Annotated in this window: 18 protein-coding genes, 2 tRNA genes and 1 pseudogene; 9 read left to right on the top strand and 12 right to left on the bottom strand. The window is 60.9% G+C overall.

Annotation, left to right across the window (positions count from 1 at the left end; translation table 11 throughout):
- Positions 1-166: 166 nt before the first annotated feature.
- Genes D8676_RS15325 through D8676_RS15365 form a run of 9 tightly spaced genes read right to left on the bottom strand, consistent with a single transcriptional unit; the run spans position 167 to position 12,870 of the window.
- Positions 167-2,221, bottom strand: a complete 2,055-nt coding sequence (locus tag D8676_RS15325) for an AIPR family protein (protein ID WP_121581945.1) — start codon at positions 2,219-2,221, stop codon at positions 167-169.
- Positions 2,221-3,186 (bottom strand): PD-(D/E)XK motif protein, encoded by a 966-nt coding sequence (locus D8676_RS15330; RefSeq protein WP_121581946.1) that lies wholly within the window; start codon positions 3,184-3,186, stop codon positions 2,221-2,223. Before D8676_RS15330 ends, D8676_RS15325 begins: the two co-directional genes overlap by 1 nt.
- Positions 3,179-5,839 carry a Z1 domain-containing protein gene (locus D8676_RS15335; RefSeq protein WP_121581947.1) on the bottom strand — a complete coding sequence of 887 codons (2,661 nt, stop codon included), beginning with the start codon at positions 5,837-5,839 and terminating at the stop codon, positions 3,179-3,181. The genes D8676_RS15330 and D8676_RS15335 overlap by 8 nt, the downstream gene beginning before the upstream one ends.
- Complete coding sequence (locus D8676_RS15340; protein WP_121581948.1) at positions 5,836-7,314, bottom strand: ATP-binding protein; 1,479 nt, start codon at positions 7,312-7,314, stop codon at positions 5,836-5,838. The genes D8676_RS15335 and D8676_RS15340 overlap by 4 nt, the downstream gene beginning before the upstream one ends.
- Positions 7,314-7,733, bottom strand: coding sequence for a very short patch repair endonuclease (locus D8676_RS15345; protein ID WP_183097108.1), 420 nt, complete (start codon positions 7,731-7,733; stop codon positions 7,314-7,316). Before D8676_RS15345 ends, D8676_RS15340 begins: the two co-directional genes overlap by 1 nt.
- On the bottom strand, positions 7,733-9,337 hold the full coding sequence (locus D8676_RS15350) for a DNA cytosine methyltransferase (RefSeq protein WP_121581950.1): 1,605 nt from the start codon (positions 9,335-9,337) through the stop codon (positions 7,733-7,735). Before D8676_RS15350 ends, D8676_RS15345 begins: the two co-directional genes overlap by 1 nt.
- A gap of 14 nt (positions 9,338-9,351) precedes the next feature.
- Positions 9,352-9,801, bottom strand: coding sequence for a dCMP deaminase family protein (locus D8676_RS15355; RefSeq protein ID WP_121581951.1), 450 nt, complete (start codon positions 9,799-9,801; stop codon positions 9,352-9,354).
- Positions 9,802-9,803: 2 nt separating this feature from the next.
- Positions 9,804-11,786, bottom strand: coding sequence for a HEAT repeat domain-containing protein (locus tag D8676_RS15360; protein WP_183097109.1), 1,983 nt, complete (start codon positions 11,784-11,786; stop codon positions 9,804-9,806).
- A 1-nt stretch (position 11,787) separates the two neighbouring features.
- Complete coding sequence (locus D8676_RS15365; RefSeq protein WP_210210729.1) at positions 11,788-12,870, bottom strand: hypothetical protein; 1,083 nt, start codon at positions 12,868-12,870, stop codon at positions 11,788-11,790.
- Positions 12,871-13,064: 194 nt separating this feature from the next.
- On the opposite strand from D8676_RS15365, the gene D8676_RS15370 reads away from it, so the two are divergent.
- The 7 genes from D8676_RS15370 (at position 13,065) to D8676_RS15400 (ending at position 20,403) form a co-directional block, all read left to right on the top strand.
- A complete protein-coding gene (locus D8676_RS15370) occupies positions 13,065-13,946 on the top strand; it encodes a hypothetical protein (protein WP_147448200.1) in 882 nt (293 codons plus the stop codon).
- 108 nt (positions 13,947-14,054) lie between these two features.
- On the top strand, positions 14,055-14,531 hold the full coding sequence (locus tag D8676_RS15375) for a hypothetical protein (RefSeq protein ID WP_121581955.1): 477 nt from the start codon (positions 14,055-14,057) through the stop codon (positions 14,529-14,531).
- Positions 14,531-16,435 carry an ATP-binding protein gene (locus D8676_RS15380; protein ID WP_183097112.1) on the top strand — a complete coding sequence of 635 codons (1,905 nt, stop codon included), beginning with the start codon at positions 14,531-14,533 and terminating at the stop codon, positions 16,433-16,435. The genes D8676_RS15375 and D8676_RS15380 overlap by 1 nt, the downstream gene beginning before the upstream one ends.
- A gap of 80 nt (positions 16,436-16,515) precedes the next feature.
- Positions 16,516-16,773: a DUF6634 family protein gene (locus tag D8676_RS27920; RefSeq protein WP_348629018.1), complete on the top strand. Its 258-nt coding sequence runs from the start codon at positions 16,516-16,518 to the stop codon at positions 16,771-16,773.
- Positions 16,774-16,781: 8 nt separating this feature from the next.
- Entirely contained in the window at positions 16,782-17,546 is a 765-nt protein-coding gene (locus D8676_RS15390; protein ID WP_183097113.1) for an ATP-dependent Zn protease, read from the top strand.
- 618 nt (positions 17,547-18,164) lie between these two features.
- Positions 18,165-18,596, top strand: coding sequence for a hypothetical protein (locus tag D8676_RS15395; RefSeq protein WP_147448201.1), 432 nt, complete (start codon positions 18,165-18,167; stop codon positions 18,594-18,596).
- 616 nt (positions 18,597-19,212) lie between these two features.
- Positions 19,213-20,403, top strand: a complete 1,191-nt coding sequence (locus tag D8676_RS15400; RefSeq protein ID WP_147448202.1) for a hypothetical protein — start codon at positions 19,213-19,215, stop codon at positions 20,401-20,403.
- Between the two features lie 63 nt (positions 20,404-20,466).
- Here the strand turns inward: D8676_RS15400 and D8676_RS15405 are convergent.
- Positions 20,467-20,543: transfer RNA gene (locus D8676_RS15405), tRNA-Asp, on the bottom strand.
- A gap of 220 nt (positions 20,544-20,763) precedes the next feature.
- On the opposite strand from D8676_RS15405, the gene D8676_RS15410 reads away from it, so the two are divergent.
- Positions 20,764-20,839 (top strand) — tRNA-Val (locus tag D8676_RS15410).
- Positions 20,840-21,011: 172 nt separating this feature from the next.
- Here the strand turns inward: D8676_RS15410 and D8676_RS27925 are convergent.
- Positions 21,012-21,818 (bottom strand): molybdopterin cofactor-binding domain-containing protein, encoded by an 807-nt coding sequence (locus D8676_RS27925; protein ID WP_121581961.1) that lies wholly within the window; start codon positions 21,816-21,818, stop codon positions 21,012-21,014.
- A 6-nt stretch (positions 21,819-21,824) separates the two neighbouring features.
- Positions 21,825-23,228: a xanthine dehydrogenase family protein gene (locus D8676_RS27930; protein WP_348629019.1), complete on the bottom strand. Its 1,404-nt coding sequence runs from the start codon at positions 23,226-23,228 to the stop codon at positions 21,825-21,827.
- On the opposite strand from D8676_RS27930, the pseudogene D8676_RS27685 reads away from it, so the two are divergent.
- Positions 23,163-23,432 (top strand): annotated as a pseudogene (locus tag D8676_RS27685) (S-(hydroxymethyl)glutathione dehydrogenase); the annotation flags it as partial. The gene D8676_RS27930 and the pseudogene D8676_RS27685 sit on opposite strands and share 66 nt — an antisense overlap.
- Positions 23,433-23,658: the final 226 nt, after the last annotated feature.

The following is a 23,658-nucleotide window of genomic DNA, read 5'->3' on the forward strand; positions in this document are numbered from 1 at the left end:
ATCCCTAAAGTTGAAACTGCGGAAGCCGGTCTTAGATCCTCGTCCGCCAAAGCTGCCGCTCAGTCAGGCCACGAGCGTACTATTTTCAACCCGCCGTGGAAAGTGTACTGCCACAAGGGCGCTGGCGCCCATGCACGAGGCAAAGGCTCAGCGTCAACACCCCGATTTATATGATGCCTTCCTGTTGCGCTTTGCCCAGAATCTCGATCAAAACGGCGCTCTGCCGCTCGGTCGGAATCCTCGCGGGCATCTGTGCCGCGATCTGGAGGACGCCGACTTCCTTGGGTGTCAGCAGCCGGCGGCTGGAACCTTCGCGGAGGATCGCCGACCACTGAGCGGGTGGCACCTCGAAGACCTGCCGCTGCACCTCGATCCCGTTGTCGATCTTCTGCGTCTGTCGTGCGGTCTTTGCCTCGTGACGATTGTCCTCGGCTGACGCAAGTCCGGTCCAGAAAGCCTCGGGCAAGAGCTCCGCGATGTTGTCGGCCTGGTCCAGCAGCCGCGTCCAGCAGCCCTCCCGCTTGCACCATTCGGAGATGTTCGAGATGCCCTGCGGCGGCCGGATGATGTCCTCGTTGATGGCGGTGGCGATAGTGACAAGCGCTTCGGACAGAACTACGTCAACTGCCTGAGCGGCCCAGATGCGCTGATAGTCGACGCTGACCTTCCGACGCTTCGTGATCTCGCCTAGCATGGATAGCGTGTAGGCCACGATGTTCGCGCGGTAGCCACCATTGTACCAGGGCTGCGACGAGACCAGCTTCTCGGTCGCTCGGAACAGGATGCCGCGGGCGATCGCCCGCCTGAAATACAGCTCGTTGAAGCCGTCGGACGACTTCTCCCATTCCTTCCCGATCCGCAGCGCGTAGCGGGCGAAGTTCTTCTGGCTGCCGAGATTCACCCACCTGGGATGATCGTCAAAGACGTTCTCGAACTTGGCGAGGTCCGTCTTCGTGAACATCTGCGTCTTCGGATACTCGGCACGGAACCGCTTCTGCTCGCCGGGGGTGAGCTTCGACTGCGCGTCCACATACTGGCCGCGCGCCCGCTCGTAGAACCACTTGGTCTCGCGCTGGGCTCCCTGCTGCGCCGGCGCCCAGACCCGACGCGAGAATTCGGCTATGCGGACATGGAAGGGATGGTTGGAGAAGAAGTCGGCCGCGTTCACCCGGTTCTGCGTGTTGGCATATTCCGAAATACGGGGAACGACCATCTCGCTCTGCTCGCTGTCGATCACCGACAGCTTCATCTGAACGAAGATGCCCGACAGGTCGGCCTTGTCGCGGCGCTGGGTATGGAAGAGTGAGGCGGTCGTCTGGCCCCCGTTTACGATCTGAAGGTCGGTCATGCGGACGATCTGAAGTCCGCTGTCGGTCATCCGCGTCTCGACCTCCTGCGCGGTAGCGGTGATGCCGTTGTTGTAGGCGAAGAACATCTGCGGCTCGTTGAGAATGGTCGCCCGGATGCCCTTGTTCACCTGCGCGCGGGCTTGGAGAAAGGTCCGGACATTCTGTTCCAGCAGCCGCGCGCTGTATCGGTCGTAGAGCGCCGCGAGGATCGTCGCCGGCATGACGATCAGATAGGAGTGATAGGAGTCCTCGCCGAGATTGGCCGGAAGACAGGCGATGCCGTTTCCGAACAGCTCCACGAAATCGATATCGAGCGGTTCCTTGTGGCCGCGTGAGCTGCGCTGGCGCTGAAACCGCGCCATATCCCAGATGTGATAGGTCGCGCGGATGCCGCCAACCTCGCCGTCCAGAAAGGCTTGGAAGCGATCACTCAGGACCCGTTCCGAGGTCAGGTAGAAGTTGACATGGCGAAGCATCGACCTCCGGTCGGCTATTTGCCTGACCAGTCCGTATTCAGGGGTGGTCACATCGGGTTCGAGCGTCCCCTGAAGGCTCGCCTCGAAGAAATTAACGACACGCTTGAAGACGGTGTCCACGTCGGTGCGAGTGAGCGTCTCCAGCTCGCGGCGGCAGTCGAAGTCGGCGACGAAAATGTCGAGCGCGCCCTCGTCGTTGAACCAGTAGCCGTCGACCCGCATACCGCGTTGAGCACGGTAGTGGCAGTGTTCGAATCCCTCGATGAAACCAGTCTCGATCAATTCGATGGAGACCGCCTCCATGAAGGCTTCCAACTGATAGGTGCTATTGGCCTCGGCATCAGCCAGCGTCTCCTGGCGGAAGTCGTGGAAGAACTCCTCTACGGTCTGCTCCATTAGTTCCCCCCGAAAACTCTTCCGTTGTCGCATTCGTAAGGCGCAATGGCTTCCAGCCGGATATCGTAGGCGACACTGTCGATGCCGGTCGGCAATTGCGACCGCATGAGCCGCGGAAAGTGCTTAACAACGAGGTAGCTGCGCACATCGCTCACGACGAAGTGCGGCTGGTCATAGTCGGGCAGCGGTGCATAGCCGTGCGCGACCAGCTTGCGGTCTAACGCCTCGATGGCTTCCGCCTCGGCGAGCTGCATCTGCACCGCGGCGACGATCTCATTGAGGGACTGCGCTCCTGCCGCATCGGGCAGGCTACTCAGCCGGTAGATGCGCAGAAACAGTTCATCGTTGAGCGATTCGAGCTGATCCTCCGAGGAGATACGGACGGTGCTGCGCTCAGTGCCGGACAGCGATTTGATCTCGACCGCTGTGTTGCCGAAGATGAAATCCTGGTGGGATTTTTCCGGGCCTAGCCAGGCTTCGACGGCGGTGGCGGTCGATGGCTGGCGTTCGACCAGCTCTAGGAGAAAGGTGAGTTCGGCGAAGAGGCCGCGCACCTCCTCGGCTGACAGGTGCTGGCTGCGACCGGACAGGAAGGTCTTCCAGCGCCGGATGTGCACCAGCGCGACTGCGAGCGAGCTAGCGGAATCGGTGGCGCGTTCCAGTGCAGATGCGAGGGTGCGGCAGAGGCTCTCAAAAAGATCGCGATCGACCTGTTTTTCAAGGGTGAGAACAAAGCGCTGCTGTCCCGGCTCGCCCCCGCGAAGATCGACGTCAATGCCATGCACCGTGACCATATTCTTCCGGAACTGGTGGGTGTGGTCGCCCTTAAGCTCAACAATGAACAGGCAGGCACCGGTCGTGTCGCGTCCCCAGAAGCAGGGCACGGCGGTTTCGCCGGAAACCTGACGGACGTTGAAATCCGCACCGGGCACCGCGATGTTATCCCACGGCGAGGACTCAGACATCGTAATCTTCGTCCTCGTCCGGGTCATCTCCATAGCCCTGCATCTGCTGGAGCCAGACCTTGTTAACGACCACGTTGATGGTGGTCGAATAGTCTCCGTAGGGAAAGCTCATGCCGAAAGCGGCGATCGGCCCTACCACGGCTCCATCCCTAGGTTCGAGGCTGTGGATCATGAGGAGCGGCCTGTTCCGGACCATCCGGTAGTGCGTATCGGACAGCGCTCCGGTTCCGTCCTCGCCGACCGCCAGCGCTTCCGCCTCCGTGCGCTGCGCATCGTTGAGCCCGAGCTTTTCGTCGCCGCGGGAGGCGACACGATCCTTGTTCAGGCGCCAAGCGGTTCCGTTCGGCTGATCCTTGCCGACGACACGCACTTGGTTTCTCAGCGTAAACGGCCCGCTATCGCCCGGAGCGCCTCCGGGGGAGATGAGCAGGACGTCGGCAACCTGCCGCTTTTCCGCGATCCGTTCGAGATAGTTCACCACATCCGATTTGATGCCGGCGAACATTGAGTGCGTCTCGAAACGGGTCAGGAAATCCTCGATCACCGCGATCGGGACGTCGCGGAAGATCAAGCCCTTACCTGTATCCTCCTCCGCGTGCCCACCGAAGCCGCCGCGCCAGAGTTCGGCTATAAGCTTGAAGTTCCGGGCATTCACCTCCGGATCAGTCGAGACGACGTAGCTCTCCCGCAACCGTCCGCTGAAGCTCTGTTCGACCGTGACCTCTTGGCCGGACCGCATCTTGTTGGCGGCGGTGATCAGCAGGCTGTCCGGGTGCGAGCGGACATAGAGGCCGAAATCCTTCGGACTGAGGCCGTCGCGCCGCATCCGCTTGACCTGCTGGGTGAGTTCTTCGGCTGCGTCGGCGATATGGGAATACCAGTTAATGGAATCGCGCGAGAGATGGACACGGCAGAGATCCTCGAAGCCCGGCCGGTAGCCGAACCAGCGGCCCATCTGCATCAGCGTGTCGTACATCTTGGTATTGCGATACATATAGCTGACGGTCAGACCCTCGATCGTCAGGCCGCGTGACAGGCTGAGACCGCCGACGGCAATGGCAGTGAGGCCGACGCCCTCCTTCTCGTATCGGGTGTAGTCGAGCGCCTCGTCGCTCTTGCTGTTGATGACGTAGAGGTGGAGGTGATCGAACACGCCATTAAGCGCGGCCTTGACCTCAGGCCAAGTGAAGCCCGCATTGGCATATTCGGTATCGAACGCCGCCTTGAGCCCCTGCATGTACACGTTCGCCGAAGAGACCGATTCCGGCATCAGATAGTTGGTCCGGATCGCCTCCCTTATCCTCTTCTCGCGAAGGCTGAGGAAGTCGCGCACGGCCTGCTGCACCGGTACGAAGCGCGATACGTTGATCATCATCGAGCAGTGCTTGCCGGTCTGCCCGCGCAGGTTGCGGATGGCGCGCGCGACAATGAACTCGTCGAGGGCGCGGTAGAGGCTCGGCGGCAGCTCCGGGACGGGGTCGTCCCGCTTGTGCCTGTAAGGAAGGAAGTCCTCACAGTCGTCGATCGGTTTCACGATCGACTGGCTGGTCTCGTCGTCGAGGAACACCTTCTCTGCGCCGAAATAGGTGGTCGGCGCGTCGAGGCAGTAGATGAAGTCGCGTGGGAACAGCTCCTCGCGCACATCATCGTCATAGGCGTCGGGATTGATGAAGATGTTCGCGAATGGCGTCGCCGTGTATCCGACATAACAGGATTTCGCGAACAGCCCCAGGATGCGCCGGATCATGGCGTTCGTTCGGGTCGGGTCGAGATCCTCCTTGTTGGTGTTGATTGAGGCGTTGTCGGCCTCATCGTCGATCAACAGCATCGGCACATCGGAAATCCGGTCGTCGCCCTCAGCGTTGAGCGCCTTCAGCCATTTGTGCAGTGCTGTAAGCGTCGTGACGTTCTTCTTGATGATGAGGATGATCGGCTTGGAGAAATCGTTGATCTTCCAGCCGCTCTTTGCCGCGGTGTTCTTGTTAAAGTCCTCGTTGATGTTGGTGAGCGTCGCCGGATGCGGATAGCCAGGGTCGAGCCCGACACCGATGGAGCGTCGATCCTCCGGATCGCTGGACCGCCCGATGAACGCTTCGTCGATTCGTTCTTGTGTCTGCTTGCGCAGGTTGTTGTGAATGCCGGCGATGACGATGATGAACTTGTAGCCGGCGTCGGCCGCGCGGGCGATCAGGCCGGTATAGTTGGCGGTCTTGCCGGACTGGACGTGTCCGATGACCAGGCCGCGGCGGTTCCAAGTCGTGCCCTCGCTAAGCGGGTCTTGGAGATGCCCAAGGATACGGCCGGTCACGTCACTCAGCGACTGCACCATCCGGGGCGGCCAGCCGTCCTTCAACAGGAAGTTCTCGTAGGCGCCGCCATAGGTCCAACTGATGTCCTCGCGCTTGCGGACCCACTGGTCGTCATGCTTTGCGGCGACGTCAACGAGCGAGACACCTGCGCCCATGCGCGTATCGACCGAGATCATCGCCTCGGTAATGATGTTGCGGAGGTCACCGGTGTAGCCGAAGATCGCGGCGATCTGCCCCGCCTTCTCCTCCACCTGTTCCCGCGTCGGCGTATCGGTCAGGTTGGCCAGACCCGAGATCAGCGCATTGGCAATATTGCGTTCCTCGGTGATGATCGTGGCGGTCATGCGAAAGCCTCTGCGATGAATTTCTCGGCAGCCTCGATCTGCCCGTCGAAGAGGCGCGTCGATCGCACGATCTGGAGGAATGCCTGCGGGTCGCCCGGCCCGTCGCCGTAGAGCACCTGCTTCAGGCTTTTCAGCCGATCCAGCGTCTGCTCCCGGTCCACGGTCGTCTGGCTCACCTCGCGCGGATGCGTCGAATAGTCCGAGTAGATCATCTCAACCGGCAGGGCGGCGGCGATTGAATCGAGCAGCACGCGCAGCGAGGCGGCATCGTCAGGGGACAGGCGGACGCCGAGAGAAGCGACGAGCGGGTGTTCCGCGTTGATGGCGAACCGGATACCGCCATGATCGGCGTAGCGTTCCCAGAGCGGAGCCTGATTCTCCTGGAACAGCTTCTGGCCGCGACCGCGATGGACGGTGACGCTGCGGGCGGTGATCTGGCTGATGATCTGCCGCAGGCGCTCGCGCACGCCGTGCGGCGGCCGGGCGCGCGACTTCTTGATGTCGATGGTCCAGGCTTCATCGAGACTGTTCGGGAAGTCGATCTGGACCCGCGCCAGCTTGGTCGCCTCGCCCTTGGGCACCAGCCGGAACCAGTCGCCCCAGGCCATCAGACGGCCGTTGCGGTAAACGTAGGCGCCCTGGTTCGAGATAAAGTCGCTGCGGTCCTGATAGTAGTCGTACTCGGACGCCGACAGCCGGCTGTGGTGCGGCAGGATGTAGGGCTGCATCACGACCGGCACGTCGTCGATCCAGACCTTCTCCTCGCGGAGCATCTGCGTCGCCTCGTTCTTCCGGCAGAAGGGATCAAAGGCAGCGACCGGGTGGCCGTTGATGCGGATGGACAGCTTCCGCCGCCCCTTCACCTCGCCGGCGAGGAAGCGGTGGAAGACGAGCGACAGATGCCGTTCGACAACCGCCAGCTTCTCGTTGACGATCTCGTCCCGCTTCTGCCCGGTCTCGTCCTCGAACAACCGATCGAGATCCCGCCAGATGACCAGTGTCCCGGTCTCGCCAAGCGTCTCGAAGAAGGGCTGTTCCGCGATCTCACCGGGCTCGAGAACAGAGATGAACCAGTCGTCGTCCTCCTCGATTCGGGCGAGGCTCCATTCGGCGCCGGCGCGTTCGCCTTTTACGGCACTTACCACGGTGAGTCGGCGGCACTGCGAGAACGACGCGGTCTTGAGGCCGAGGCCGAAGCGCCCGAGGTCCTTCGGGCCTCGCTCCTTGCGTGGATCGGTGGCGCCGTGGCGCATCGCCGCGATCACCTCATCCTCCGACATTCCGCGGCCGTTGTCGGCAATGACGAGCACCGGCGCGCTTCGGCTCATGTCGCAGAAGATCTGAATATCGGTCGCATCGGCCGAGATGCTGTTGTCGATCAGGTCGGCAACGGCGGTTTCGAGGGAATAGCCGAGATCGCGGAGGGAAGCCGTCAGACTGGCGGCGCTGGGAGGCAGATGATGCGACCGCGCCATCAGCCGCCGCCCCGGAGTTCATTGGTGAGGCGGCGGACAACGCTTTCCGCGTCGGCCTTCAGCTTGCACTCCCACACGGTGAGGACGGTCCAGCCGGCAGCTTCGAGCGCGATCCGGTTGCGCGCGTCACGGCTGACATTGCCGTCGAACTTCTCCTGCCAGAATTCGCGGCGTGTAGTGGGAGTGGTCGCGTTCCGACAGCCAGGATGTCGGTGCCAGAAGCAGCCGTGCACGAAAATTGCCGTCCGGTATCTGGGCAGGACGACATCCGGCCGGCCGGGTAGCTGCCTCGCATGAAGGCGGAAGCGGAAGCCGGCGCGGTGGAGCAGCGACCGCAGAAGCATCTCTGGGGCAGTGTCCCGCCCCCTGATCCGCGACATGTTCCAACTGCGCCGCTCGCTGGTGAGAGTGTCTGCCATCATCGACCGCCCCGGATCGAGTCGAGCACCTCGGCGACGATTTCAGCGATCTGCTGCGCAAGTTTGGGGGGCACTGCATTGCCGACCTGGTGATACTGCTCGGTGCGAGGGCCGGCGAAGAAGTAGTTGTCCGGAAATGTCTGAAGACGGGCGGCTTCGCGCACAGTCAGGCTCCGGCACTGCGCGGGGTCGTAGTGAATGAAGTAGTGGCCGTCCTTTGAAATGTGCGAGGTGACCGTCGTCGATACCTGCTCCGCAAGCTGCACTCGGAAGCGGTCGGAGAACATCTTGCCGCTGCGGCCTTCCTCGACATTCTGGTGATCGGGAAGGAGATTGGGGGGGAAATCAGCGAGCTTGGGACTGCGCCCGGTCTCCTGAGCGAAGGTCGCCGCATAGAGGTAGCGGCGCAGGTCGGAGGCCATGTGGCTGCGCGCCTCGTGCGCGGTCAGGACCGGCAGGCGTTCGTCATATAGACTGCGCAGCACGTCATGGTTCGGGCGCCGCACGACATAACGGGTGGACGAGGTGAAGCGCGGCGAATGCACTTCGATGAGCTCCTCGAATTTGAGCTTCCGTGCCACCTGGCCCGCATAGACCGCACCGTTGAGCTGCCCGCGGATGTTCATGGTGGAAATCTGCCGGACAGCGCTCAGCCACGCGTCCCGGCTGTCCTTCTCCTTGGACAGACCACTTCGGATCACAGGGAGGGAGCCGATTGTGTCTCGGACGGTGGGAGCGGCCATCTTCCGGAGAAGGGATGGCCGAACCTTCAGGTCGCTGCGGATACCAACGATGAACATCCGGTGCCGCGCCTGCGGAATACCGTGGTCCTCCGCCCGCACCAGGAAGAGCCGGGGATCCACCTCGCCCTCGGCCATCTCTTCCTCGGTGAGAGAATAGAGCCTGTAGGCAAGGTCAGCTGGAGCAGCTGGAATTGCGGTCGCCGGTCGTTGAAGGTCGCGCACTATGCGGTTGATGGCAGACTTGCCCTCGATCGTGGCCGACAGCAGCCCCTTCACATTCTCCATAACGAAGATCGGCGGCCGGTGATCGGCGATGATACGAAGATACTCGAGGTAAAGGGTGTGCTTCTCATCCTGCTCGAATCTTGGATCGCCCTTCATGCGGGAGCGACCGACCAGCGAGTAGGCTTGGCACGGAGGGCCGCCGACAAGCACCCAGTGTTTTTTTCCGGACAGCCGATCCTGGATAATCCCCCGGACCTCGCTGTGCGTGTCGGCTCCTAGGGAGATTCGCAGCGCGCTTCGTGCGGCCTCGGCATGTGCCATCGGGTGCCGGGCATATAGTTCGGTCAGTGTTATGCAGCCAGCGAGATAATTGTAATAGTCGTCCGGGGCTTCGCCTGCAGGGAAGTGCCGGAAGAAATGCCTCAGGGTTAGCGTCTGATGCGAGATCGCATCGCGCTCGATCGAGACCACGCTGCGGAACCTCTGCCGCCGGATGCCGTCGACAGCAGCTGCGAATCCCTCCCCGAGCCCACCTGGCCCCGCGAATAGGTCGACCACAGGATAGCCATGCTGCAGAACAGCATTTCTTGGGATCGTGTTAAGTTGAACTGCCGGCAATGATGCGAATTTCTCCATTATAGCAAGTCAGATTATCCGCCTCTCGGCTCCATGAATCGGACCCGAACGCCTGCTTCCTTGAGGAGCTCAATGGAGACCTTAAAGCCTTCTCCCCACTGCGCATCGGAAATATCCGGCTCTTGACACACCAGTTCTGACAATCCGACTTGGACGATGGCGCGCGCGCAATCAACGCAAGGAAACCACGGCAAATAAAGCCGGCAGCCGTCAAGCGGAATGCCGTTGCGTGCGGCGGTATAGATGGCGTTGCGCTCGGCATGCTCAGTCCACAGGTACTTGCTTGGGCGCTCGTGGCGAGCATCATGGTCATCGTTCAGGCCACGTGGAAATCCGTTGAATCCGATCGACCGAATGCTGTTGTCCGGTGCGACCACGACGCACCCCACCTGGCGGCTGCGATCCTTGCTCCAGCTGCCGATAAAGCCGGCAAGGTCCATGAATCTTAGATCCCAGTCGGCCATGATCAGTTCCCTGCAGGAGCCACAGTGGGCTGGTATAGTCTTTCAGCAGCATTGAGGCAGCCGCGCCATAGATCGCGATTACTCAAATTATCGGTAGCTAAAAATTGTGACCTTACACAGTCGCGGACAAAATCGAGCCACCCTTCGGGTGCTTTTGCGGGATCTATCAGCAAGCTCGATCGCAGTTCCCGCTCCACCCTGTCCGAAGAAGAGATTGCTCGTGCGCGCTGCTGGATCGCTGTGCAAGCCGTTGCTCGTAGCGGGGGATCGGCAATCGCCGACAGTTCGACTGCCGATCGAACCGCACCATATCTCACGTCTTGGTCTTCATCCTGATCGAGGAGTTGAAGAAGCTGCTCCAGAGCTGGATGGTACGGCAAGGAGCCGAGCACATGAGCGATCCGCCACCTCACCGTGGCGTTGGCGCCGTCTTGAAGCCACTGAATCAAGTGTGAAATCATCCACTCGCCATTCGAGGCTCGCTTGGAAACGTTAGCAACCGTCCAACCCATGATCGAGTCTTCTTCTTTTATCCTTGCCAGCGCCTCGACGGGGATCTCGCCAGTTCCTGCAAGGCCAAAGAGGCCCTTCCAATCGATGAACCACTGCGTTTCCGAGTCGACCAGCTGAACCGCAGCGCAGACTTCACCGAAGTTCGCCGCGTCACGGAAGGGTTTTGCATCAGTCAATTGCATGAGCCTGAGTGCGTCATCGGCACGCTGGCTTGTCGCCAATACCGGATCGAAGCGCTTGTCCGCCAGCATTGCGAAAATGACGGTTCGCATCTCGGGGCCGACCGGATCATCGGATTCCCTAGCTTGGGCCAACGCATAGCCCGCCGCATACAGATTCCAGTCGTACAGCTTTTGTAGAAAAAGATCCGCGTGATTTCCGTCGAGCAACTCGAACGCGAGTTCGATAGCGTCGAAAGAACTTGCTTCAAAACTGAGGGTTCGGAAGAGCAAAGGGCCCCAAGTGTCCGCATCTTGTTTTGAGACATAATATGCAGCCAGGAAGTCATGGACGATGTGGTGCTGGAAGAATCCCCCTGCCTCGTTAAAGCAAACCGTTCCTGATTCCTTTAGCTTGGCTATGATCGGCTGGCCTACCGCCAGCTCGAATGCTTCCCGTCCGAACATACGTGAGCGCGATTGCAGGTACGCGTTGTAAGCGGCTTCCGAGACCACAAGGAGTTCGGTTTCGGACAGTCCACCGTGCTGGCGCACTAGCCGATCCAACGTGGCCGCTCGGCCACTGCCGCCTGATCCCGCCCTCAACTCAGCATCTAGGAAGAAAGGCGATCTTCGAATGTCATCTGTAGAAAGGACGGCATCCTTGCCGAGATGCTTGCGAACCTCATCATGAGCCAGCGGGAGGGGAGAGCCGATCCACCATCGATTCAGGTTCGGAAGCTCGCGACGTACGAGCCGATCAGCGACGAGAACGGACATATTAATATGGGTAGCTACAATTTCGTCTAGCACCGCGAGGATCTCGAGCCCTACCTTGGCGCTGATCTCGTTGAGTCCGTCAACGAAAACGATCTTGCGGGACTTGGGAGGTAGACGGTCGATATCGATCGCGCCGAGTCCGAGACCCGAGAACCGCCGGAACAAGAAATCCGCGCCGTCCCCCACATTGTCTCGGGTCCACTCCGCCCATTCCGTATAGTCACCGCCGGTCCACTGCTTCAGGTCGATGAAGATCGCAACGTGTCCGGCCGCCAATGCTCGGTTATGGAGACGCCGAAGCAGCCACGTCTTCCCGTCCCCGCCTCGCCCCGAAAGGATAGCCCGGCCAGTAGCGAGCGCGTCCTTCAGGATCTGGTCTTCGCGGAGCGTTGTTACGAAGGTGCCTGAGAGGATGTCATCATAAGATTTTGACCAGCCGGTGAGTAGGGCAAACGGGGGCTTTTGCGCTTGCCACAACTCACCAATTTCGCGAGCCAACTGCCGAACACGATCTACCAGCTTGTCGCTTTGCATCTCAATGTCCGCCAGGATCTGCTGGAAGCGTCTGTACGAACTCACTTGCAACAAGTGCAGCCGCATGAGCGGCAAAGGCCTTCCACTGCGCGCGTTGTTCGTTGTTTTCCTCGTCTGCTACGAGATCCGATATTCCGCGGATGATCACGTATCGGGGATGGTACCAAAACGATCCCCGGCCGTGGCAGACTGCCCGTGCCATTCCAATCGATTCCATGTCGACAGCCAACGGCTTGTCGAAAGGCTTAAGAAGTTCCCGCTGCATTTCGCTCCGGACATCCCCGAGCACTTTCTCGGCAGAAACGATGCCGCCTATATGAATCCTGCAGGGCGCATCCTCAGCAGGCGGATGGATCATGCCATCGAGGTGGTCTCGAACCTTGAACCTTTTTGAAATCGGCGTGCAGACATTCTTCCTCAAAGGTTCTGAAGGATGGTCGACCGCATAGGAACGGACGCGAATGCTCCCGTTGTCGATCTTCAAGAACTCCACATAGTTCACTTGGTCAGCAAACAGGACGTCGCCTGGACGAATGCCATCCCTGCCGATGTTACCTTCGTTGCAGAGCCCACCCGCCACGCCCAGAAGAATGAGAATCTGTGGCCTGAGATCTTCCATAAAGTCAGTTACGTCAGCGGAAACAGGTACGTTCGACCGATCAGAGGCTTGGATCAAGACGACGTCCCACTCGCGCGCCGCAGAATCGGCTGCCACGAAATAGCCGGTGCCGGGGATGTTCACTTCAAGGCCGAATACCTTCTGAGCTGCCTCGAACTCCTCTTCGATAATCGTGACAATCCCGACCCGCGCCCGTCCATTGCGCCCGTGAGGCGCGCCGCGTATTCCACGATCAGCAGTAATGCCGGGCAACATAGCCCAGAGGCCGTCTATCCAGCCGATCCGCGCAAATGCATCAAGAACTGACACCGAATCTAATCCCCCCCGATATAACCCCATCCTCTCTTGCCATTGTGTGTCATGCGAGACAATGTTTTTGCTGTTTTGTTCTTGCCGACGACGGATCTGATCCGCTCGCGAGTGGGCGCTGCGCCTTTGCGCACCTAATGCACTGAAATTAACCATACCGGCGCCTTTTGTTTGAGATCTCGCTCGGATCCCGATCGGTTGCGGCCGTTCACGCTGCGGCATGGACGTAATCGGCCTCCGTCTGATGCGCCAACACCAGACCAAGGCCTGACCCGCAACCTAGTAAGAGGTCTTGGGCTATGAGAATTGATAGACAGCATTTCCGCCCCCCGACAGGGGACCGGCAGAGTTTGACGGGTTATCGACGCCAAATTCGACAATCGGCAGGATCACCGCCGCCCAACCCCTCCGACAACGACATCGACAGGCTGGTTGATGAAACCATGAAGTCGGCACTCGCCGGCGTGGGCCGCGATGACATCACCTTCGGGGAATATGCGTCACTCTTCGGTTTTTTCCGCTCAGCGGTCATGCAAGAAGGTCGGCTTCTCGAAATGGCCATTAAGTTGGCGGTTCAGCGGAACCCGGAACTGAGGTTATTGCCGGCGAAGCCGATGCCGATTGTGCCGGCGGCCCAGGAGATGCTGAAGCGGACGCCTTCCGACGAGATCAAGGGGGTCCGTTTTCCGTCCCGGGTGCATGCGACGGAGTCCTACAAGCCCGATCTCTTCGTGGTGAACAGGACATCTCATAGCGGACTGATCCTGGACATCAAGCGGTCCCTCAGCTCCTACCGTCCGAAGGAAGTGGACCGGCTGCGGTTCAGGATGCTGGCCGTAGCAGCGATTGCTCCGGAATGGGTGGCGGAACATCGGGGGCCGCTGCTGGTGAAGATTGAGACCGCGATCGTCGACGGCGCGGACGAGATGTCCGATCCCGAGCGCGGCGTCTTTAGGATTTCCGAAATCGACGACCTCATCGAAACCGAGGGCGCCGCCGAATTCATTAGGCAGGTCCGGGAGACGTTCTCCGGGCGGGTCCAGAATGAACTCGCGCGCCAGTGCCGGATGCTGGCGGGCGAACCTACCGAATCCCGCAAGGTCCCCAGGGCGAATCCCTCAGCCGACGACCCTGTGCCGCCTCCGGACGAGTTGGCCTCTGTCGTTCCGTTGCAGCCGTCTGCGATGCAACAGCCCCGTTTCGGATACGCCCGAAGACCCGGTCTGCACTGACGGCAGCGGGCGATCCCCACCTCCATTGTCGAAATCACCGACCGCGGCCTGCCCGCGGAACGGGAGGAGTATGTCTCCATGAGAAAACCAGTCCCCTGGACGGAGCCTTTGCGGCTGACCGTCGAAACGCCGAAAACCCGCCGCCGGAAGCCAACGAATCCTGCAGATGCTGGGAACGGCATCGGAGCAGAAGCCCCGAGGTCGAAACCTCGTACGTCGCCCCGCTCGCCGGTCCGCAAACTGACGCCGACCGTGACGCCGAGCAAGGCAACGGCCTCGAAGCAGTTGCTGACCCTGCTCGGGCACAATGAATCCTGCGCCACGCTCCGGCGCGCTGGCGGCATCGTGTCCTGCGACTGCCGGATCAAGGCCATGGAAGACCCGGCCATCACGGTGGGCCTCGCTATCCACTTTGCCCGGATCAGCCTCGCGCAACGGGCTCCTCTCCCTGCCGTCATCATCGAACTTCTGGCGCGGCGGGTCGAGGAAGGCGATCCGGCCTGCGTGATGGTTGCGGAATGGCTCGAAACCTGCGGGCTCCTCGACCTGAAACCTTTGCGCAATTCGAAGCGGAGGCCTGGGTGATGGATACCCGTCTTGCAGACCATCTCCTTTGGCGCCTGCGCCACCGTGCCGAGGCTGACGCCATCGACCATGCGGTGGAGCGTGGAATCCTAGTCGAAGAACTCCGCACCGCCGAAGGGCGCAAGGTGCGCAGCTTTGCGCCAGGACCTGCCACCGCCGGAAAATCCGAGGCCGAGATCGCGCGCCTGCTTCAGGGTGGCGCCAGTGCGGGTTCCAGATCATCACGACGCGCGGCGGAAGACGACGAATACGGCATTGCACTGGAGGCGTTGCAGGGTTCGGTCGACCGCAGTGCAAAAGGACTCCGGAAGGGTCGCGCTGAAACGCAATCCCACGCTCTTCCGGACATGGCAAGCCTGCTGCAGGCCGTGCGCCGATCAGCGGAGCCCCTGCGGGCGGTAGACGTCGCCACCATGCTGCTCGTCGCCCAGCCGGTTACCATGGGAGGGATATCTGTTGCAGATATCCTGGAGGCGCTGCGCGTCCCCAGTCCCATCATCACCGTTACCGGACGGGTTGCAGGATTCGAGGAGACATTCCTCGACCTGCTCGGAAGCGGCCTCATCCTCCCCGGCAAGATCGCGACATGCAAGGGCACGGTTCTCTCGCGGGACGGCTATGGCTTGCGCTTCGCGTATGATTCCGACGCTCGCTGGCACATGGTCGCCTTCCAGGGAAGCGAGTACGACTCGGAGGACCAAGAGAGAACCGCGAGGCAGGTCTTCGTCGCCGCACGAAGCGTCCATCCGATCATTGGCGTCTGCGAGGACGGGGATCGGCTGCCAGGACTTCTTCGGCAGGCCGCCCGCATCAACCTCATCTGCGGCCCGCTTGATATGGGCATCGTTCGCCGGACGATGAGCGTGGTTCTCGGTGAGGCGCCGGAAGACGGCATCACCCACGAGCATGCCTCCGTGCTTACGCTCGCCGATCTGGCGCTGGCAATCCGGCCGGGCACGTCCGTGGAGCGGGCCCTCCAGCTTCTGGATGATCTTGCCCGCATGCGGCTGGCGTCGGCCGCAGATGATGGAAACGGCAGCGGCGCCGCGAACAAGGATTCCGGTCGGCAAACGACCAGCTGCTCGAGTGCCTCAAAATCCAGCCGAGGCAGTCCCGGATCGGGCAGCGAGCGGATCGAACCGGCCGTGCTGACAGGCACCGACCGTGATCAGTTCATTCCTCGCATCGAGACACTGACTGGTTACGGCAAGGCCAGGGATTGGGCTCTGGCCCTCAAGCAGGATCTCGCGCTCTGGCAGGCGGGAACGCTCTCCTGGCAGGACATGGGCGTAAAATTGCTGCTCAGCGGTCCGCCGGGAACGGGTAAGACCGAATTTGCCAAGGCGCTCTGTAACACACTCGGCATTCCGTTGATTGCCACGTCTGTCGCGACCTGGCTTGAGCCTGGTTATCTCGGCGATGTCCTGAAACGGATGTCCGCCTCCTTCGAAGAAGCGGAGGCCGCCGCACCCTCGATCCTGTTCATCGACGAGATCGACGGCATCGGCAGGCGCGGCAGCTCAGGTGAATGGAATTCATATTGGGATTCGGTCGTGAACAGAGCGCTCGAGCTACTGGGAGGCGCTGCAAAAACATCCGGCGTCATTGTCGTCGCAGCCACAAACAATCCTGGTGCCCTTGACCGTGCGCTGTTGCGTTCCGGAAGGCTGGAAACGCACATCCCCATTCCGCGGCCCGACACCACGGCGCTGATCGGCATCATTCGCCATCACTTGAAAGACGATCTCGCCTCCGTCGTAGCGAGTGCTCCACCACGGCCAGCCCGTTCGGCCGAGGCCGGGAGCTCAGAGCCTGCCGAGGTGGTCGTTGCTGGTTCTGCCGAGACGTGGCCCGAACCGAGATCCCGTCGACATCCTGCCGAAAACAGAGGCACTCCCTCATGATGACGTTCGATCCATACAACGCTAGCCAGGACAAACGTTTCGATCGCGAGTTGGCGCGCCTTCGTGCCCTCGTGGACGATATGGAGAAGATCCGGTCAGGTGCACCGCCTGACCGCCTCGCGGCGGGAGCACCGATCCTTGACCACTGGGTAGTGACACAGAGGCCGGAGGCGTGTCTCGCCGGGCGGTCGACGGGTCATCCGAAGCTGCCCGGTGCGGCTCGGCGCATCGTTACGAGCGACCTTTGGTTGATGTCGAAGGATCGTCGCTGGGCGCGGACACTGTCACGCTGGTATCGCCTCGGCCGCCCAGCCGATCGCCCATTCGGTGATTCATGAGGCCTTTCATGATCGAGCAGAACGATGCCAGCGAGTCTGCCCGCGACGTGCTTCACCGGCTGGCGCTGAAGGCACGGGGGATGAGTGGCGCTGACGTCGAGCGGCTGGTTCGCGATGCGCGCCAGAAGGCACGACGCGAAACCAGACCGCTCGCGTTCGCCGACATCCATGACATCCTCACCTCCGCCCGGCCGGAGCGGCCACAGCCACTTCGCTGGCGCATGGCGATCCACGAGGCCGGTCATGCCGTCGCCAGGCTCGTTCTCGACCTTGGACGTGTCACCGCCGTTAGCATCGACGGACCTGCTGGGGGCTACACCGAAGGCGAAACACCGACAATGGAAGCAGAAACGGAACAGTTCTTCACGGCGTTGCTCGTCATCCGGCTCGCCGGACGCGCTGCCGAGGAAGAAATGCTTGGTTCTGTTACCGCCGGCGCGGGCGGATCGCCGGACAGCGATCTGGGCCAAGCGACCGAGCTCGCCGTGGCGATGGAAACCGCGCTCGGTTTTGCCGAGACATCGCCGCTGCTCTACCGCCCTGTCGAAGACCGTTCCTCGCTGCTCGCGTACAACCCGCTGCTGGCCGAGCGCGTCAGCGCACGGCTCGACGCAGCCTATGAAAGAGCCCGTGACCTCATCCATCGAAGCAGCGATGCGATCCGGGTCCTCGCCGGCGAGCTCATGGCGCACGACACCCTGGAAGGGATGCACCTCGTTGCCGTCCTGAGGGAGGTAAGGAAGCGGATGATGAGCGAGGAGCCGCTGACATGACCTCGATTTCGACCGATATTGGAAGGCCGGATGACCATCGCTCAACTTGGTTAATACATGCTAGGGAGACCGTCGGCAGGAGGGTTCAGCAAGGGTCATTCTGTACTCCATTCCGCACAGTTTGGTGGCGTCTCAAACCGCCCCAACACGCTTTGCCAGAGGCCGTGTCCGCAACGTGCGTGCCAAGGATTCGACATCGCGGGCGAAAAAGCCGCCAGTCGGCCTCGTTTTTGGGACCATCGAATCCCTGGTTGAAGGATTGGGTCCTGCGATTTTCCCGAAAATCGGCCTTATCAGCAGCTCCACTTCGCAAGAACTCGTTTGTCGCGAATCCTAGTCGAACGTGGCCGCATTTTGCGCCTTGGATAACACTTGTAACTACATCATCCGGATAGTGAGTTGGAAGGCAGTTTTTATTGGAAGCAAAAGTGGCGTCTATGACGTTGATCTGCAACCCATCGATCCGTTGTTATTTGCCGTCACTGGCTACGGCGACCAAGAACGGAGGGTTGACGGCAGCAATACATCGTACAATCAATGGTGCCGCTCCATATCGGGTGAACCAAGAAGGACGATCACGAAAGAGGCCAAGAGATGACAAAGGGCAGGAGAAGCGTGTTGGGAAACATCGCCGCGGCGCCATCAGCGAAACGTCCAGTGGGTGTTATGCGGGCGATAGCGAGAGCCCTGGAGGAGGTATCGACGCCCACGCCCGGTTCCCTGGTGATCCAATGGCTTGCCGGCCAGTCCGGCGCGCCGAGCATCGCCCTCAAGATCCTCGCGTTCGCCACCGGTGGGACCGCGAACTGCGCTGGCGGCCACAGTTGCGCTCGCCTTTATCTGGCGCTGCAGGGAATGGCTATTCCCGTCGGCGACACCACCCCCGGGATGGACTTGGAGCGGCGCGAATGGTGGCTGCTGGCGATGGCCGAGCACGCCACCGGACGATGGAGAGGCAACGCACAGGGCGTGAAGGCCATCGCTGCGGCGCAGCCTCTCATCTGGGAGCAGGCACAGGCAGCCACCAAAGCGTGGGAGAAGACGGAGTAGGAGCAGGAAACCCGCTTTCCCCGGACCGAATAGCATCGGCATCCAGCCGACAGAAGGGTCACATCAGATGAGTATGATAGTAGACGATGGAAAACCCAAATCGAAGCTTCGTCAGGCAAGGGGCCGTAGGCGCACACCACGGCTTTTCAGTGCACGGAGAAGCCCAGCGAACCAAACCCACCAGGAGATAGACACCGGGTCGGTCCCCGGCGTGTCCGTATCCGTGCTCGGGGTGGTGCACGACCCGGCGGCCAGCCCCCGTAACTGGGCAAGAGACCTTCGCCCCGCCAACGACAACAGGCGCTCGTCAGGGACTCCGACCGATGCGCGCAGCCAATGACAATGTGCCCACATCTGAGAGTATCAGGTTCAAAGTCGAGCCGCGCCTCGTTCCACCAAACAAAGCCGCCCGCCGGCTCCACCTAACCCATTCCGAGTTTCAGTCGAAGCTGCGGAACCTGATCCAACATGGTTTCCCGCACCCCTGTCCAGTGACAGGACATTTCGACTTGGTCGCGATCGACAATTGGCTCGACGGCTTGGCTGGGTTGGCCTCAGAAACTGAGGCGCCTCAGCCAATACTAGACCGCAAAATCAGGGAGCGTATCGCAAGGCTATGACCAACGTTCTCCCTCATTACCGGTCACGCAAGAATGGGCTGATGTACTGGGTCCCGACGCCGAAGATGAAGCTGATGGGCTTTAGGTGCGTCGCCTGCGGCAAGGATGGTCCGAAGGCAAGGGCAATCGCGGCAGACTGGGAGGCACGATACCAGGAAGCAAGAAAGGTAAAAACCGAAGGATCGACACGCAAGTATCCGCGCCATTCGATCGGTGAGGCGTTCGAGAAACTCCGAAGAACCAAGGGTTGGAAGCGGAAGCCGCTTGCTACTCGTGAGGAGTGGGAACGAGCGTGGAAAGCCATTGAGCCCGTTTTTGGTGATCTGCATCCGAAGCGGGTTACGTTTCTCCATCTCGACGAATGGTACGAAACGCTGCTCGAGACTAAGGGCGATGACTATGCGTGGCGCTGCATCAAGATTTGGCGCGCTCTCTACAACAAGATGGCTGCGATGCAGCTGTGTCCTGCCTATGCCGATCCCGCTGACGGCATTCGTAGACGGAAGCCTAAACCCCGAGACCAGACCTGGCTCTACCATGAGGTGAAGCGACTGTCCGATCGAGCATGGACTGAAGGCTATCGCGGCTTAGCCTGCATCATCGATATCGCCTGGGATACCGGATTCAACCCAGGTGATATTCGTACCCTCACTCCGAAGGAGGCAGTTGAGATCGGCGCCGACTGGGGGTTCGATACCCGACGTAGTAAGACAGATCGCAAGGCACTCGGGCTCCTGTCGGAGACTACGAAATCGCGGATACAGGCTTATCTGGATGGATTGGGTTACGAGCTATTGGATAGTTCACCGATATTTCGGACGCGCGGGTATGCACCCGGTCCCAAGGGGGGACGGCCGAGGCAGGGAGTGCCTTACACAAAGAACTCACTGATTGACGACTTCTCGACGGTTCGCGCGCTGGTGTTTGGGCGCGATGAAAAGCGGCAACTCAGGGACATGCGCCGCGCTGGTGCGATGGAGGCGTTGGCAGGGGGCGTCAGCCTTACCGATTTGGCCACTACCATGGTCAACGACATCGACGACAACAACGAGCTCCGCAGGACCTACGGACCCACTCAAGCGGAGTCACTCCGAGCTACCGCCGAATCCCGCAAGATAGGCCGACTTAGGCAGGCTTCGGAACTAAACAAGATCAAAAAGTTGAAACTGACGCCGCGAGAAAGTTGAAACGCAGGAAAATCTGCATGACTGATTCATGGCGAAAACCCTTATGCTACAAGGGTTTGAAAATGGCGCGAGTGACGGGGCTCGAACCCGCGACCTCCGGCGTGACAGGCCGGCACTCTAACCGACTGAGCTACACCCGCGCATGAGACGCGCACGTGATGGCGTGTTGCGTCGTGGCGGCTGGATAAGGGGTTAGATCGGTAGTGTCAAGCGCTGCAATCTCACAGAAAGCGCGAATACCGAAAGAGATCGCTTCGGTCGCCGACCAACCTTTCCGGCCCGGTGCGGCAAGTCACGAGAACGGCCTGATTTTCCTTGCGGAGCAAAGCTGAAATGCTTAAACGTCCGGGCCTGATTTCCGGGCGATTAGCTCAGTTGGTAGAGCGCTTCGTTTACACCGAAGATGTCGGCGGTTCGAGCCCGTCATCGCCCACCATTCCCCGCCGAAATTGGACTGCGTATCATTTAACGGGTAAGCCCCGGGCAAAGAGAAGCCGGATCGAGCCCGGCTCTCCTTCGATGCTTCCGCCCTTCTCAGGGATAGCTGCCGGAATTCGGCGCTCCGGCCGGCGCGACCTGTCCGCAAACCGATTGGCTCAGAATATTTCCTAAACCGTCCGGTCCTGAAGTGCCTGCCATATTCGGTGAGGCGTGATCGGCATTTCGATGTCGCTTATGCCGACTTGCCGCAGCGCATCCAACACCGCGGACGCAACCGCTGGAGTGGCGCCGACAGTTCCAGACTCCCCTACGCCTTTGCTGCCCAACGGATTGGTGAGGCATGGCCACCTTTCGTCAGTGTGGCAGTCGATCATCGGGAGGTCGTCGGCGCGAGGCATGCAATAGTCTTGCAAGGATGCGGTCAGTAATTGGCCGGAAGAGCGCTCGTAGATGACTTGTTCCATGAGCGCCTGCCCGATGCCCTGCGCCACGCCGCCCTGCACCTGCCCTTCGACAATCATGGGGTTCACGACGACGCCAACGTCGTCAACGCAGGTAAAGCTCGCGATCGATACAGCTCCGGTCTCCGGATCGATCTCCACCTCGCAGACATAGGCGCCATTGGGCCAGCTACCTGACGTGATTTCGCCGGTGTGCCGGCTCGCGATGGCCTTCTCGTTCCGTTCTGCCGCAAGATCAAACAAATCCACACTTCGATCCGTACCCACGATGCGGAAACGACCGGCCTCGTAAGCGATATCCTCGACCGCCGCCTCAAGATAATCGGCCGCCGCGGCTTTGCATGAGGCAAGCGCTTCCCGTGCGCCGACAACGATCGCGCTTCCTCCGACGATCAGCGACCGTGAACCGAAACTGCCGAAGCCGCGGGCTCGGTCGGTGTCGCCGGTCACTACAACGATACGGGACGGCTCGACTTCGAAGGTAGCTGCTACCATTTGCGCAAAGGAGGTCACCAGGCCTTATCCCATCGGCTGGGTCGCCGAAACGACCTCGATCGTCCCGTCCGCACGAATGGAGATGTCCACGTTTTCGGTATAGGCATGCGCGCCAGTCCACTCGACGAACATCGCAAAACCCTGTCCGCGCAGACGACCTTTCATCGCGCTCTCAGCTCTGCGGACTTCAAAGCCTGTCCAATCGGATTCGTGCAGGGCTCGGTCAAGAACGGCTTCGAAGCCGCCGGAGTCGTAGACCTCGCCCGTCGGCGTCCTGTAGGGCATCTGCCTGGGCGAAATCAGGTTGCGGCGCCTCAACTCGATGCGGTCAATACCGATCTGTGCTGCTGCTTTGTCCATCAGGCGCTCGATGAGGAAAATCGCCTCCGGACGACCGGCACCGCGATAAGGCGCAGTCGGCTGCGTATGCGTGAGCAGACCCTGTGCCTCGATATCCACGCACGGGATATCGTAGACATTCGTAATCACTTTGCTGCCTAGGGTCGTGGCGATAAGAGGACCGGCGGGCGTGGGATAAGCGCCGAGGTTGGTGCGACTCTTGACTCGAAGGGCGAGGATCCTACCCTCGCGATCGAGCGCAAGCGCCCCGTCCGTTAGCTGGTCGCGTGCATGCGCCGAACCTGCGAACTCGTCCGACCGAGACGCGGTCCAGCGCACCGGTCGATGCAGATATTCCGCAAAATAGATCGCAATCGCATCTTCTGGGTAGAGATACCCCTTCATGCCAAAGCCCCCGCCTATGTCGGGGACGAGGATCCTGAGGCGGTCGCCGCACCAGTTGAAGACGTGCTTCGTAAGTGCTTCATGCACGGCCGTCGGATTCTGGCTGGCCGTGTACAGGACGATACGATCGCTTCCGCCGTCAGGCATGGCGAGAACCGAGCGCGGTTCGAGCGGCGCGGCCGAAAGGCGCTGATTAGTGACGGACAGTTCAGCAATGTGAGCTGCTTGCGCGAAAGCGTTGTCGACCGCCGCCTGATCGCCGAGCCGTCGCGCTACGACAGCATTCGTGCCGGCGTTCGGCCAGACCAGAGGAAAATCTTTCCCCGCCCCCTCCAAGCCGATTACCGGAGCCAGTTCCTCAACCTCGAAAGCGATCGCTTCCGCTGCATCATGCGCCGCTTGCTGAGATGTGGCCACGACAGCCGCTACCGGCTCACCGATATGGCGAACAAACTGCCGAGCGAGTGGCCACCGGGGCGGCACCTTCATCGAAGAGCCATCAGGCGCCCTATAGTCTCGCAGAACAGGAATGGGGTTCAGACCAGCCCTCGCCAAGTCTTCTCCCGTAGCCGCTGCAACGACGCCGTCCGCTCGACGGGCTGCTTCTACATCGACTGCTGGGGCCAGTCGATCGTCATCGGGGTGGCAGGCGCCGGCCAGGAGATCTCGACGCGGCCGTTCCAGCTGGTCACCGGGCGCACCTGGAAGGGCACCGCCTTCGGCGGCGCACGTGGCCGCACCGACGTGCCGAGGATCGTCGACTGGTACATGGACGGCAAGATCCAGATCGACCCGATGATCACCCACCGGCTGACGCTCGACGAGATCAACAAGGGTTTCGACCTCATGCATGCCGGCGAAAGCATCAGGAGCGTCGTCGTTTACTGATCGCCTTGAAGACAACGCCGCGCTGAAGGTTCTGTGTTCCCAAAATACTGCGCCTCCCAGTACGGCGTCGGCCGGCGGCACGGCTCGAGACGTGCCGCCGGCTGGTCCGGGTGCTAATTAAAACATCGCTGCTGCTATCAGAAAGAAGCGATTATTCGGAAAAGGCTGCTACCCACTAACCCCGACCCGGAAGCGGACCTTCATTTCACGCTGTCCGAAGCCGCCC

Origin of the sequence: Mesorhizobium sp. YM1C-6-2 (genome assembly GCF_003666685.1) — a bacterium.
GTDB lineage: Bacteria > Pseudomonadota > Alphaproteobacteria > Rhizobiales > Rhizobiaceae > Mesorhizobium_K.

What these genes read in the sequence shown, in the direction of transcription:
- D8676_RS15360 (WP_183097109.1), bottom strand. Translation starts at nt 11,786, where the DNA reads ATGCAAAGCGACAAGCTGGTAGATCGTGTTCGGCAGTTGGCTCGCGAA.
- D8676_RS15390 (WP_183097113.1), top strand. Translation starts at nt 16,782, where the DNA reads ATGATCGAGCAGAACGATGCCAGCGAGTCTGCCCGCGACGTGCTTCAC.
- D8676_RS15330 (WP_121581946.1), bottom strand. Translation starts at nt 3,186, where the DNA reads ATGTCTGAGTCCTCGCCGTGGGATAACATCGCGGTGCCCGGTGCGGAT.
- D8676_RS15350 (WP_121581950.1), bottom strand. Translation starts at nt 9,337, where the DNA reads ATGGAGAAATTCGCATCATTGCCGGCAGTTCAACTTAACACGATCCCA.
- D8676_RS15400 (WP_147448202.1), top strand. Translation starts at nt 19,213, where the DNA reads ATGACCAACGTTCTCCCTCATTACCGGTCACGCAAGAATGGGCTGATG.
- D8676_RS15380 (WP_183097112.1), top strand. Translation starts at nt 14,531, where the DNA reads ATGGATACCCGTCTTGCAGACCATCTCCTTTGGCGCCTGCGCCACCGT.
- D8676_RS15345 (WP_183097108.1), bottom strand. Translation starts at nt 7,733, where the DNA reads ATGGCAGACACTCTCACCAGCGAGCGGCGCAGTTGGAACATGTCGCGG.
- D8676_RS15355 (WP_121581951.1), bottom strand. Translation starts at nt 9,801, where the DNA reads ATGGCCGACTGGGATCTAAGATTCATGGACCTTGCCGGCTTTATCGGC.
- D8676_RS15340 (WP_121581948.1), bottom strand. Translation starts at nt 7,314, where the DNA reads ATGGCGCGGTCGCATCATCTGCCTCCCAGCGCCGCCAGTCTGACGGCT.
- D8676_RS15335 (WP_121581947.1), bottom strand. Translation starts at nt 5,839, where the DNA reads ATGACCGCCACGATCATCACCGAGGAACGCAATATTGCCAATGCGCTG.
- D8676_RS15325 (WP_121581945.1), bottom strand. Translation starts at nt 2,221, where the DNA reads ATGGAGCAGACCGTAGAGGAGTTCTTCCACGACTTCCGCCAGGAGACG.
- D8676_RS27920 (WP_348629018.1), top strand. Translation starts at nt 16,516, where the DNA reads ATGGAGAAGATCCGGTCAGGTGCACCGCCTGACCGCCTCGCGGCGGGA.
- D8676_RS15365 (WP_210210729.1), bottom strand. Translation starts at nt 12,870, where the DNA reads ATGGTTAATTTCAGTGCATTAGGTGCGCAAAGGCGCAGCGCCCACTCG.